The sequence below is a fragment of the Defluviitalea raffinosedens genome (genome assembly GCF_016908775.1).
Classification (GTDB): Bacteria; Bacillota; Clostridia; order Lachnospirales; family Defluviitaleaceae; genus Defluviitalea; species Defluviitalea raffinosedens.
The window spans coordinates 73,432-86,472 of sequence record NZ_JAFBEP010000004.1; the positions used below are offsets into that span (position 1 = coordinate 73,432).

Here is a 13,041-nt window from a genome sequence, read left to right on the forward strand (position 1 = left end):
TTCCACCTCTTATTCTACCTAAAAGTTTGAACAAGCTGTCCTATAACTAAATTCCATCCATCTACCATAACAAATAACAATATTTTGAAAGGAAGCGAAATCATAACAGGAGGAAGCATCATCATTCCCATTGACATTAATGTAGAAGCGACAACCATATCAATAACAATAAAAGGAATGTATAATAAAAAACCAATCATAAATCCTGTTTTTAATTCACTAATGATAAATGCAGGAATTAATACTCTTGAAGGAATTTGATCTGTAATACTTACATCATCAGTATTTTCAATAGGATCCATTTGAGCTATTCCCATAAATAAGTTCAGATCGCTATTTCTCACTTGTCTGAACATGAAATTTCTTATGGGTTTCATGGCATTTTCAATAGCTTCCTCCTGAGATATTTGTCCTGCTGTATAAGGTTTTAGAGCTTGCTCATTAATTTCTGAAAAAGTAGGACCCATAATGAATAATGTTAAAAATAAAGCGAGTCCAATAAGAACTTGATTGGGCGGAGTCTGCTGAGTACCTAATGCAGAACGTAAGAAATGTAACGCTATAACAATTCTTGTAAATGACGTCATCATAATTAATATAGAAGGTGCCAATGAGAGTATTGTGAGGATAAATAGAATTTGCAAGCTGGTAACGACCTCTTGTGGATTTTCTGCAGCTTCTATATTAATACCAATCTGAGGTATTGGCAAAGTTACATTGTCTACTGGTTCTGCATAAACTTCAAACCCAAAAAATAATTGCATAAATAAAGTAATTATTATTCCAAATACTAAAAATTTAAAATTTTTCCTTGTTTTCATCATGATTCTCTCCACCAGAACTTATGTCCTTACTCTGTGAATCTCTGTCCAACTTTTTAATCCATTGCTTCAAATAAGAATCAAATTTAATTTGTGACGATTTTTTAATTTGAATAGCTTCTTTTTCAATTTCTGCTAAATATGCAATATGATCCTTTGAAATACCAATTAAGTAAATATGATTTCCTACTTGAATTAACTGAAGCATCTTCTGAGGACCGATCACCACAGATTCTATTACTTTTATGTTACTTCCTTGGTAATTCTGATATTGAAACCTGCCAAGCCATCTCGTAACATAATATGCACCAAACAAAATCAAAGCAAATAGGAATATTAGGAAAAAAAACTGGCCTAACATATTAAACCAGTTTATATTCGTCTGACCTCCAGTATTAGAAATATTGCTATTCTGAAACAATAGGAACGAAAAAGAAATATCAAGTTGAACGTTCATCTTATCCAATAACCTTCTTTACAGCTTCAACCACACGATCTGCTTGGAATGGTTTAACTATAAAGTCTTTTGCTCCAGCTTGGATTGACTCAATTACCATCGCTTGTTGTCCCATTGCTGAACACATGATAATTGTTGCATTGCCATCTATTTTTTTAATCTCCCTAACCGCTTGAATACCATCCATTTCAGGCATTGTTATATCCATAATTACTAAATCAGGGGATAATTCTTTAAATTTTTCTACTGCTTTAGCTCCATTTTCAGCTTCAGCCGCAATTTCATATCCGTTTTTGGTTAAAATGTCTTTAATCATCATTCTCATAAAAGCTGCGTCATCAACGATTAAAATCTTTTTTGCCATTAAATACCCTCTCCTTTGAATGATTATTGAAAATATCTAGCTGTTTAACTTATAGGTATTATAATATATTTTTTTTATAATTTCTATGCCAAAAGTAATAAAATTTGCCTTAGTACATTATTATATCCTATTTTCGGGATTAGTGATTTCAGTAATTCTAATTCCGAAATTTTCATCAATCACAACAACTTCACCTTTAGCAACAAATTTTCCATTAACCAGAATATCTATAGGCTCACCAGCCAATTTATCTAGCTCAATAATAGTTCCCGGACTAAATTCAAGGATTTCCTTAATTAATTTATGTGTTCTTCCTAATTCAACAGTTACTTCTAAAGGTACATCCATGATAATATCAATATTTTCTTTTTGTCTCATAACTGCAGCAACATCAAAACTCTGAAACTCTGCTGGATGTACATTAACACTTTGTTGGTAAGAATTTTGAGGCATCATTTGTGGTTGTTGTGTAGGAGGTATTTGATAGCCCATATTATTTGGTTGAGTGTACTGAGTGTATTGACCATAGGATAAATTCGGTTGCGGATTATTAAACATCATTCCCTCTTGTTGTATTGGTGTAGTGCCTGAATTTGAATTAACCGGTTGTTCCACGTTTTTAGGCTGCTGAGATTGTTTTTCCTCAGAATGGATCAAATTCCTTACTAAGTCTTTTGCAAAATCAACAGGAAGAATTTGCATAATTTCACTATCAATTAAATTGCCTATTTCCATCTTAAAGGCTATTCTTACAACACCTTCTTCACCAAACCCAAAACTATCTACCATATTGCCATCTTGTAGATTTACAACGAATGCATGGGGTGGATTAATGTCAATTTTTTTATTAAACATAGACGACATAGAAGTAGCTGCAGAACCAACCATTTGATTCATTGCTTCACTAATAGCACTTAAATGAAGTTCAGTCAATTCTCCTTGTACATTGGTTCCATCTCCGCCCATCATAAGATCAGCAATAACCTTAACATCATCCTCTTTTAAGATGAGTAAATTACTTCCCTTCAGTCCTTCTTTATATTCAACATTAATTGCTACGAAAGGTTTAACATACTCTGTAGATAACTCACTCCAAGTCACAACCTTTACTTTTGGAGTTGTAATGGTTACCTTTTGATTTAACAATGTAAACAATGTTGTAGCAGCAGTTCCCATACTTATATTGCCTATTTCACCTAATGCATCTTTTTCATCATCAGTAAGGATATCTTTAACTATGCCATATGCATCATTGGATTCACTTAAATCTGCATCAGTTCCTCCCAACAATGCATCGATTTCTGCTTGCGAAAGCATATCTCCCATTACTCATCCTCCTTCCTCTCAATTGAAGTAATTTGAATTGCATTTCTATTTTTGAAGATTCCCGGTTTAGCACGAAATTTTAAAAGATTGCCAACCATAACATCTAGATCGGAATTTGTATATGAATCCAATTTTATAACATCACCAACTTGGAGATTAATAAATTCTCCAACGGTTATATAGGTTTTTCCTAATACGGCTTTCACGGGAATTTTTGCGATTTCTAACCTTCTTTCTAAATACTTTCTATAGGTTACATTATCATCTTGTTCAACAGTTGTGAACCAATATTTGGTATTAAGCCTATCCATTATAGGTTCAATAACCAAATGCGGTATACAAATATTCATCATCCCTTCAACTTCGCCAATTTTCATATTCAAAGTTACAAGGGCAATCATTTCATTCGGAGATATAATTTGTGCAAATTGAGAATTTGTCTCAATTTTCTCTAATCTTGGATTGATTGCAATAACATTTTCCCATGGCTCTCGTAATAAGTTCACCAATTGAGCAACAATTCTTTCTAGTAGGATTCTCTCTATCTCTGTAAACTCCCTTATTTTATCAATCATTGAACCCATACCGCCTAAAATTCTATCTATGATGCAATATCCTAAATTAGGAGAGAGTTCAAGTAAAATTGATCCTTTTAAAGGCGAAAAGTCTACACTGGACAATATGACCGGATTCGCTAAAGAATTACTAAATTCATAATATGTGACTGCTTCTGCATTCACAACATCTATTTGAGTTGGAGTGCGTAAATAGCCGGATAAATACGTTGATACAATTCGAGAGTAATTATCAAAAATAATTTCCAAAGTTCTCAATTGTTCCTTCGCAAATTTCGAAGGCCTGGCAAAATCATATTTTTTTATATGCTTTTCCCGGTCAGTGGTTTGAATATTTGAAACATCTAACTCTCCTGTATTCAAAGCCTTCAGCAGCTCATCTATTTCACTTTGCGATAGAACTTCACCCATTTAACCACCTCCCATAGTCTATTCTAACATATCTTGCAAAGCTATTGTACAAAAAATTCTCCAAAGTAAATATCTACTATCGTATCTGTTTGAAATTCGTTTTTGATCTCATTTAATATTTCTTTTCCAATTAATTCTTGTACATTTGGCTCCTGCATTTCTTCATATGTTGAATTACGGATGACATTAATAATAATATGCCTTAAAATATCCATTTTCCCGCTTAACTCTTCATTTAAAGATTTATAATCTTTTTGGCTGCGATCTAAAGCTAATCCGACTGATAGACGAAGTATATGCTTTTCATCGCTATCTTTATCACTAATCAAGTTAGCAGTTATAGGATCACTAATAGACAAAATAGTGATATCTTTCGGATCTACTTTTCTCTCTTCTGCAATCGATACACTCTGTTGACTTGATTCAGCAAGTGACTTGAGTGACTTTAGTGTAAAAGACAATGCAACAGAAACAGCAATTACAGCTGCAAATAAGACACCGATAACAGAATAAATAAATATTTTGCTTTTTTCCATTGTATTTCCCCCTTTAAGCATTACTGATTAATAGCTGCATTTGATGCGTACTCGCTCAAAATTTTAATTTCTACTCTTCTATTTTTTGCTCTCCCCTCTGCAGTAGAATTATCGGCGATAGGGGAATACTCTCCAAAACCTTCGGTTGAAAACTGTTTAGGATCAAAAGATAGCTCATTGATATAATACTTTGCAACTGCAATAGCTCTTGCTGCTGATAATTCCCAATTGCTCGGAAATTGAACAGTACGGATTGGCACATTATCTGTGTGACCTTCAAACCGAATCCTATTATTAGGATATTTTGCAAGCTGGATACCTATTTTATCTAATATCTCAATAGCCTCTGGTTTTAACTCCGCTTTACCAGTATCAAAAAGGACACCATCTTTAAAAGTTAAAGTTACATAATTATCTCCCAATTTTGCATCCACTTTTTCTGTCAAATGATTTTCTTTAATATACTTTTCCATATCTGAATGCATCTTTTTTAGTTCCTCAAGACTCTTTAAATCCATTTGGTCAGTAGTTTCTGAAAAATATTTCTCTAAATCCGGCAATTGGTTGATTCCATTTCCAATTTCACTGCCATCACCTATAACAGAACTTCCTCCCGATAAGATTCCAACAGAACCTTCCAATGAATTAATGAAACCTCTGAATTTTTCAGCATCTACAGTTGACATTGAAAAAAGAAGAACAAAGAAAGTAAGGAGCAAAGTAACCATATCTCCATAAGTATTCATCCACTCCGGTGCACCTTGTTTTACTTCTTCTTCTTGTTTTCTCCTAGACATTTTATTCACCCGCCTTTGCTTCCCCTTCATCTTTTTCATTTACAGTATCACGTAAGGTTGGTGATAAGAATGCTTTCAGTTTTTCTTCAATGATTCTTGGATTCTCCCCTGCTTGGATGGAAAGGAGTCCTTCAATCATAACTTCTTTTAACAATACTTCTTCACTGCTTCTGATCTTTAATTTATTAGCAATTGGAGTGGATATGAAATTAGCTAAAACTGAACCATAAAAAGTTGTTACTAATGCAACTGCCATTGAAGGTCCAATTGAGGAGGGGTCATTTAATTGGTCAAGCATGTTTATAAGACCAATCAATGTTCCAATCATTCCCCAAGCAGGCCCAAGACTAGCAACCGTCTCCCAAAAACCTTGAACTTCTTTATGGCGTCCTTCAACAAAAGCTAATTCTGTCTCCAAAATATTTCTAACTAATTCAGGATCAGTACCATCTACAATTAATAATATACCTTTTTGTAAAAATTTATCTTCCATAGACTGAGCTGCTTCTTCCAAAGCAAGCAGTCCTTCTTTTCGGGCGATATTTGCTAAATCAATAATCTTTTGAATGATATTTCCAGTATCAAACTCCTGAGTTTTAAAAACTAAACGTGCTGATTTTAATGAATTTAAAAATTTATTTAAAGGGTAAGAAATTAAAACAGATGCAAAAGTACCCCCTATTGTAATCATTACAGAAGGAAGATCAAAAAATAAACCTAATCTTCCATTAATCATTATTGATGTTATAACAAATACAATTCCACATATAAATCCAATTATGGTTGAAATATCCAACAACTCCACCTCACTCTGCTAGATGATCTATTCGACTGTAAATTTTTCGCTTATATTGTATCACAGTGCCGATAATTTCATCAATTGTCTCTTTTACCACAATTTTGCGCCCTGTTGTCATAGTAATTACCGTATCTGGAGTTTCTTCCACAAACTCGATTAACTCTGCATTGATTACGATCTGAGTATCATTTAATCTTGTTACTTTAATCATTTATAATCCCGCCTTTTATGACATAAATTTGAAATTCTATTGTAAAAAGGCATAATAAATTTCCACACACTTTAAGTCTTTAAGACTTAAAGTGTGTGAACTTTATTTTAACGTTTTAAATTAACTAACTCTTGAAGCATTTCATCTGAAGCAGTAATAATTCTTGAGTTAGCCTGGAAGCCCCTTTGAGTAGTAATCATTTCTGTAAATTCTTTAGAAAGATCCACATTCGACATCTCAAGTACTCCTCCTAGAAGTACAGGTTCTTCTCCGATTCCATCAAACTCACCAGAGTTGGCAGTAGCAGCAAAAAGATTATCTCCAACTTTTTCAAGTCCAGCAGGATTTCTAAAGGTTGCAACAACTACCTGTCCTAATATTTTTTGTTGTCCGTTACTGTATTGCCCTATGATAATTCCATCAGAACCTATACTGTATCCATTAAGTTTGCCCGCTGCACGGCCAGCACCTAATCCATTAGAATCTCCCATAAGAGGATCAATATCTGTTTTTTGGTTATATTGTGTTAAACCTGTAACATTTACTGTAAGTGGTCCAATAGTAGATTTTATAGGTGTTCCACTTACAAGGTCAGTAGTTGATGATAAATCAAATGCATTGCCACCAGCATTGGCTATTGTAAATATTCCTTGCCCTGTGGAATTTGCCGCATCAAAATTCCCTTTGGAATCAAATGCAATTTCTATAGTACTTCCTCCAGTAGGACCTTTTAAAGTATATTTTTGCCCATTAGTATCTACTATTTCTAAATCTTCAGGAATCTGCAATTCCCATTTTGCGGAAGTTGAATTATATGCTATTTCAAAATTACCACTATAAAGATTTCCTAAACTATCATAGAATTGAAGTTCAACAGAAACTGGTTCATTTCTGTTTGCTGTACTAATATTTCCTTCAAGACGAAGATGTGTTGTAGCTTCCGGAGCTGCACTTAGGTTTTCAGGTTTATCTAATTTTAAATCCACTACATTTCCTCTTTGAATTGCTGTTCCATCACTTGTTGCAGGCCATCCTTTAACTTTCATACCATTAGGAATAACTAAGTTTCCATCATCATCCTTACGAAGAGCACCAGCTCTTGTAAAATATGTTCCACTTTCATCGCCAACTACAAAGAATCCGTCGCCATCGATCATTAGATCAAAAGGATTATCTGTTCTTTGAGAAGCACCAGTAGTCATAAGTGTATCAACAGAAGCGACATTAACTCCCAATCCAACCTGCATTGGGTTTCTTCCACCTCTTCCCGTCTGGGCACTTGCTCCACTGGCTCCTTGAAGAGTCTGACTAAAAATCTCATTGAAAGTCACGCGACTGGATTTAAAAGCCGTGGTATTTACATTGGCAATATTATTACCGATAACATCCATCTTTGTTTGATGAACTCTTAATCCGGAAACTCCGGAAAACATTGATCTCATCATGATCAATCGACCTCCTTATGATTAGTTAAATTGGTGTGCTGTCATCCATCTCTTCAATCAGTCCAAGATGAAAGCCTCCTCTAAAAAGGTCCAGCTATACAATAACAGCACCATCGATATTCGTAAAAATTGCTTCTTTTTCTCCACTTGAATCGAGTGCAGTTACCACAGTACGACTTCTGACATTAACAACTAATGCAACTTTATCAATTAATACAAGGGAATCTTTTATTCCTTTTTCTTCAGCCTTTTCAATTCCCACTTGCAATTTTTTTATTTGCTCATCACTTAATTTTATCTGTCTGGAATTTAACCTCATAGCAGCATGTTTTGAAAATTTCACTTGGTCATTCAACGCTAGTTTATCTTTTAATATTTGATCAAACTGACTCAAAGTTCCATCATAGACAGGATTTAATGGATTGCTTCGTGTTATTTGATCGTTTTTAGTTATAGGGTGTGTTATGAGGTTCTTGGTAATTTTCATTAAATCACCTCCTAAGCTAATCCCTAAACACTTTATCAATATCTTCAAGAGTCATTGCTTTTCCATTAACAACAGCATAAGTATTTCTTCCTCTTATGAAGATATATTCTACTTCCCCTTCAATCTTTTCATAATCTTGTGTTTCCGTGTTATAGTAAGAGCCCATTATGCGTTTGCCCACCAGAGAATCTTTTTCTACAACTCCCTCGATACTATCCAGAGCTGTTTCAATCATTCCTTCATTAGAACCGATCACAACATACGGTTTGCCAGCTTTCATATTAATGTGTTGTACTTTTCCTTCAATATATTCTGTTTCATTAGATTCAGGATTCTTTCTTGCAAACTGTACAACCTTACCAATGAGTTCAAAAGCATTTGTGATTTGATCATCAGTTCCGATAATTTCAGATTCAGTTACAATTTCCACTTTGGAAGCAGGAATTTCCTTACCCTCTACAACAAGATATGGCTCACCATTTTTCATTTTAACATACTCTACTTTTCCTTGAACAGTTTCAGTCTGAGATGTCTGTTCATTCGTGACAGTTGCCTGTATTTCTTTTCCCAGTAATGCAAATGCCTTAGTAGCTTCAAAACTACGATTCATATTCTGCATTTGCTCTAAGGAAGTAAATTGTGCCATCTGGGCTAAAAATTCTTTATCATCAGTAGGATTTAAAGGATCTTGATATCTGAGCTGTGTAACCAAAAGCTGCAAAAATGCATCTTTACCTAATTCATTTTTAGCTGAGGTACTTGCTTTTTCATACTGGATCTTTGAATCTGTAGCACTAACATAGTTTACATTTGCCATCATTTCACCTCCTAAATATATGCAATGAAACTTTATGCTGAAAAATCGATCTCGCTGTCAGATCGCCTATAAGGGTTATTGTATTCAGCATTGTAGTTTTCCACCGAATCATCACTCAGATCAGAAAGGATTTCTCTTATCCTTTTAGCTGACTTAGATGTATTTCTCTCCATGAAATTAGAGCCTTGATCCTGAAATTCTTGTTTTACTGAAACCTCCAAATTTTGGATAAGAAAACCTTGTTCTTGAAGTACATCTTTAAGTTGGTTAAAGTTCGCTTCAATAATTTCTTTAACTGTTTGACTTTCAGCAACAAACTGAGCAGTAATAATACCTCTTTCAGTTATGATTTTCAAAGATAAGTTTCCTAAATGATCTGGTTTGAGCTGAAGATTCATTTCTGTTGTATCTTCTGTGATATTAACCTTTATATGCTCTACCATCTGATTAATAAGCTGCTCTGTATTGACTGAATGAGGGTTAATTTGAGCCTGAGTACTCTCAATGATTCGACCATCAGATATGATATTCTGCTGAACGATGATATTATTGCCGTTGAGTTCTATGTTTTCAACGAATTCGTTATTTAAGTTAACAGCTCCAATTTCATCGCTTTCTTCTAATTCATCATTACTTAAAGTAGATGAACTATTGGTTGAAATAGCCTCATCTTTCTTAATATCAATTACAGTAATTTCATCAGTTACCGTTTGAGACTGAGTATCAGAATTGTTCTGTGAAAAATTAGTATCAAATTGAGATTGCTTTTCTAAAAGCACATTATTTGAAGTAGTTGGTATGTTTTGCGCTGATTCTTCTTGAGTCTGTTTTTCCATAAATAAATCTATCTGCATCATTTCTTCATTATTAATCGTGGTACTTTTTAATATTTCATTACTACCAACTATGTTTTGTAGAATAGGAAAACTCTCTTTTAGATCTTGGAATAAACTCATAATATCTTTATAAGTCTGATTGATATTTGGAATAGAAAGTAATTCCATAGAATCTTCAACATTATGAATATGTTGAAGAAACTGCTGTAAATTTTGAGGCAAAAGTAAATCAAACACAGTAATTCCAAGTTCGTTTAAAACTGATTCTATTTCCTCTTCAGTCATACCAGTTTTTTCTGCTAGTGCATCAATTACTTCATCTTCAGTTGGAACTTCTTTGTCTTTATTTGTGTATTGTGCTTGAGAGTTTTCTACCTTATCGTTATGTTTTTCATGAAGGGAAGTTTTAATATTTTTTTCATTTCGAGAAATTGAAACTTCTGATTGAACAGGATCATGATTTTGCTTACTGTTTTGAGTATTTTTTAAAACACTTCCAAAGCTCTCCTGATTCTCATTAAAAAGTTCCCTTTTACTAACATTTTGATTGATCTGTGCTCGCCCAATAGAAAACTCCATTGTAGATAGCTGAATATTCATCTGTCTCCCTCCTTTCTTCTTATGGTGCCATCGTTTTAACTATTTTTGCTGCATCTGTGGGATTCATTTCTCCCAGGATAGCAGCTTGTTGTTCACTATCTATATTTTGAAGAATAAGAACAACCAAATCAATATCTGTGCTGACCATTTCTTCAAAAAGTTTTGCTGCATTTTCAGGGTCCATAGCTTGAAATGGTTCAGCATATTTTTTTGCATCCTGTATCAGTTTTTCTTCACCAATCAATCTTTCATATATTTCTGCTGCTGTATCAGGATACATTTCCTTATAAAACTCTAAAAATTCAGTTGAATTTTGTGTTGCAACCATTTCATCAAACTTTTTCTTATCTTCTCTAAACTGAATTTGTGTGGCTTCAATTTCTTTCAATCTAGCAATTTCATTCTCAAGCTTTTCAATTGTATCTTTATCCATATCAAGCAGTTGTTGCTTTTTTTCCAATTCATCTTGAAGTTTTTCTATAGTTTGAATGAGATCCTCTTTTGAATATTGGGCATATTTATTTTCATTTTCCTTTTTGGGAAGAAGCAAATTATTTACGATTGGTACTTTCTCCAAATGAGTTCTCAGATATTTCTCTGTTAAATTTCCTATATTAAAGCGAATTACAGTCCCTATCCCTATAATAATTAATAATATAATAGTGGAAGTAATAATTAATGGCTTTTTACTTTTTTTATACTCTTGAATTTCAATTTCGTCATTTTTACTTTCTTTAGTCTTTGTAGTTAATTTTGCCATTTTTTTGCCTCCATCCATTATCGGCTTTGAGATTTAAAGCTGACAATTTCATCAATAATCTTTTGCTCTTCTCTATTTGACTCTTCCAAATATTCATTCCATCGCTTTTCCTTTAAAGCTTCCAGCATCTTTCTTTGCTTAACTGCTTCTAATAATTCTTCTCGTTTTTTATCAGCATAAAGTGCTGCTTTTTTTACTCTTTTCTCTTGTTCAACAGTTTTTCTTTTTAATAACTGAAGGTATTGATTATAGGAAATAATTTCTTCAGGAATAATTTGATGTTTTATTCTATTACGTAAGTCCTCAGAACAATAAATTGATTCATTAATTAAACTCTGTTTCTTTTCATTTTCAATTTGAAGCTTTCTTGTCGCGGCTCCAAATTCTTGCTTTTTCTTATCCTCTAATTTCTCTCTAAGACTTAAGATATTATCCATTCGGAATTGAAATCGGCCCATAAACTGCTCCTTCTAATTAATTTTTAAGCAGAAACGATTTTATTCATTTCTTCCAGAACTTCGTCAAGTTCGTATTTTTCATCCACTTTCTGCGTTAAAAATGAAAGAATTGCTTTGTACTTATCTACTGCTTCATCTATTTCTTCATTACTGCCTTTAACATAGGCACCAATATTAATTAGATCTTCTGCTTCTCTATAGACAGCTAACAATCTTTTTATATTAAAAGCCAATTCCTTATGTCTGGCACTAGCAATATCACTCATTACACGTGATACACTCTGTAATACATCTATAGCAGGATACTGATTTCTATTAGCAATTTTTCTCGACAATACAATATGTCCATCCAAGATCCCACGAGCTGTATCTGTAACAGGCTCAGTCATATCGTCTCCATCAACTAAAACTGTGTATAATCCCGTAATAGATCCTTTATCAGAATTACCTGCTCTTTCTAAGAGTTTTGGCATTGCAGCAAAAACTGAAGGTGTATATCCTCTTGTAACAGGTGGCTCGCCAATAGCCAGGCCCACTTCTCGTTGAGCCATTGAAAAACGCGTTAATGAATCCATAAGAAGCAATACATCTTTTCCTTCATCTCGAAAATACTCAGCAATTGCAGTGGCTGTCTGGGCTGCTTTAAGTCGGACTAAAGCAGGCTGATCTGACGTGGCAACGACAACAACTGAACGTTTAAGACCATCTTCTTTAAGGTCTTTTTCAATAAATTCTCTTACTTCTCTTCCTCGTTCGCCTATTAAAGCAATGACATTGATATCCGCTTTAGCATTTCTGGCAATCATACCTAACAGTGTACTTTTCCCGACACCGCTACCCGCAAAAATACCAACTCTTTGTCCTTTACCTACAGTTAATAGGCCGTCAATGACTTTAACCCCTAATGGTAATATATCTTTTATACGTTTACGTTTAAGAGGGTCTGGCGGTTGGTTTTGAATCGGATACTGCAAATCACAATTGATAGGTTCTTTTTCATCCATTTGATAACCTAATCCATTAAGCACCCTTCCCAACAATTGTGATCCAACAGGAACACTAAGCACAGTTTTAGAGGCCTCGACAATACTTCCTGGACCAACTCCTGCCATGTCTCCCAATGGCATTAATAATATTCTATTATTTTTAAATCCTACAACCTCTGCCATTACAGAATTTTCACCATTTTGTGATTGAATAAAACACATATCACCAACATTTGAAATAGGGCCAATAGATTCAATAGTCAATCCAACAACCTGGGATACCCTACCTTGATATCGTATATAGTTTTTATCCAATACTCTTTGATATTTTTCAATATTAATTCTGTTCAAACCC

The 13,041-nt window shown here is 33.8% G+C and carries 16 protein-coding genes; all 16 read right to left on the reverse strand.

All coding sequences use genetic code 11. From position 1 onward, the window contains the following. Positions 1 to 14: 14 nt before the first annotated feature. The gene (gene fliP / locus JOD07_RS04670) at positions 15 to 821 is read right to left on the reverse strand and encodes a flagellar type III secretion system pore protein FliP (protein WP_330636142.1); all 807 of its coding nucleotides are present in this window, start codon (positions 819 to 821) and stop codon (positions 15 to 17) included. Beyond that, positions 799 to 1,278, reverse strand: coding sequence for a flagellar biosynthetic protein FliO (gene fliO, locus JOD07_RS04675; protein WP_204612544.1), 480 nt, complete (start codon positions 1,276 to 1,278; stop codon positions 799 to 801). The genes fliP and fliO overlap by 23 nt, the downstream gene beginning before the upstream one ends. A 1-nt stretch (position 1,279) precedes the next feature. Further along, positions 1,280 to 1,642, reverse strand: a complete 363-nt coding sequence (locus JOD07_RS04680; RefSeq protein WP_158738966.1) for a response regulator — start codon at positions 1,640 to 1,642, stop codon at positions 1,280 to 1,282. 120 nt (positions 1,643 to 1,762) lie between these two features. Further along, complete coding sequence (gene fliY, locus JOD07_RS04685; RefSeq protein WP_204612546.1) at positions 1,763 to 2,968, reverse strand: flagellar motor switch phosphatase FliY; 1,206 nt, start codon at positions 2,966 to 2,968, stop codon at positions 1,763 to 1,765. Further along, positions 2,968 to 3,954, reverse strand: coding sequence for a flagellar motor switch protein FliM (gene fliM / locus JOD07_RS04690; protein ID WP_158738964.1), 987 nt, complete (start codon positions 3,952 to 3,954; stop codon positions 2,968 to 2,970). Before fliM ends, fliY begins: the two co-directional genes overlap by 1 nt. 41 nt (positions 3,955 to 3,995) lie before the next feature. Continuing rightward, positions 3,996 to 4,490 carry a flagellar basal body-associated FliL family protein gene (locus JOD07_RS04695; RefSeq protein WP_158738963.1) on the reverse strand — a complete coding sequence of 165 codons (495 nt, stop codon included), beginning with the start codon at positions 4,488 to 4,490 and terminating at the stop codon, positions 3,996 to 3,998. 20 nt (positions 4,491 to 4,510) lie between these two features. Continuing rightward, on the reverse strand, positions 4,511 to 5,287 hold the full coding sequence (locus tag JOD07_RS04700; RefSeq protein WP_158738962.1) for an OmpA family protein: 777 nt from the start codon (positions 5,285 to 5,287) through the stop codon (positions 4,511 to 4,513). 1 nt (position 5,288) lies between these two features. Continuing rightward, positions 5,289 to 6,083, reverse strand: a complete 795-nt coding sequence (locus JOD07_RS04705) for a motility protein A (RefSeq protein WP_204612548.1) — start codon at positions 6,081 to 6,083, stop codon at positions 5,289 to 5,291. Between the two features lie 10 nt (positions 6,084 to 6,093). Next, a complete protein-coding gene (locus JOD07_RS04710) occupies positions 6,094 to 6,297 on the reverse strand; it encodes a flagellar FlbD family protein (RefSeq protein WP_158738960.1) in 204 nt (67 codons plus the stop codon). Positions 6,298 to 6,404: 107 nt separating this feature from the next. Next, entirely contained in the window at positions 6,405 to 7,742 is a 1,338-nt protein-coding gene (locus JOD07_RS04715) for a flagellar hook protein FlgE (RefSeq protein WP_204612550.1), read from the reverse strand. Between the two features lie 94 nt (positions 7,743 to 7,836). Then, positions 7,837 to 8,229, reverse strand: a complete 393-nt coding sequence (locus JOD07_RS04720) for a TIGR02530 family flagellar biosynthesis protein (protein ID WP_158738958.1) — start codon at positions 8,227 to 8,229, stop codon at positions 7,837 to 7,839. 16 nt (positions 8,230 to 8,245) lie between these two features. Continuing rightward, complete coding sequence (locus tag JOD07_RS04725; protein WP_243144507.1) at positions 8,246 to 9,046, reverse strand: flagellar hook capping FlgD N-terminal domain-containing protein; 801 nt, start codon at positions 9,044 to 9,046, stop codon at positions 8,246 to 8,248. A gap of 32 nt (positions 9,047 to 9,078) precedes the next feature. Continuing rightward, positions 9,079 to 10,482, reverse strand: coding sequence for a flagellar hook-length control protein FliK (locus tag JOD07_RS04730; RefSeq protein WP_158738956.1), 1,404 nt, complete (start codon positions 10,480 to 10,482; stop codon positions 9,079 to 9,081). Positions 10,483 to 10,501: 19 nt separating this feature from the next. Continuing rightward, positions 10,502 to 11,242, reverse strand: a complete 741-nt coding sequence (locus JOD07_RS04735; protein WP_204612552.1) for a MotE family protein — start codon at positions 11,240 to 11,242, stop codon at positions 10,502 to 10,504. Positions 11,243 to 11,259: 17 nt separating this feature from the next. Further along, the gene (gene fliJ, locus JOD07_RS04740; RefSeq protein WP_158738954.1) at positions 11,260 to 11,700 is read right to left on the reverse strand and encodes a flagellar export protein FliJ; all 441 of its coding nucleotides are present in this window, start codon (positions 11,698 to 11,700) and stop codon (positions 11,260 to 11,262) included. Positions 11,701 to 11,723: 23 nt separating this feature from the next. Continuing rightward, on the reverse strand, positions 11,724 to 13,037 hold the full coding sequence (fliI, locus tag JOD07_RS04745) for a flagellar protein export ATPase FliI (RefSeq protein ID WP_158738953.1): 1,314 nt from the start codon (positions 13,035 to 13,037) through the stop codon (positions 11,724 to 11,726). Positions 13,038 to 13,041 lie beyond the last annotated feature (4 nt).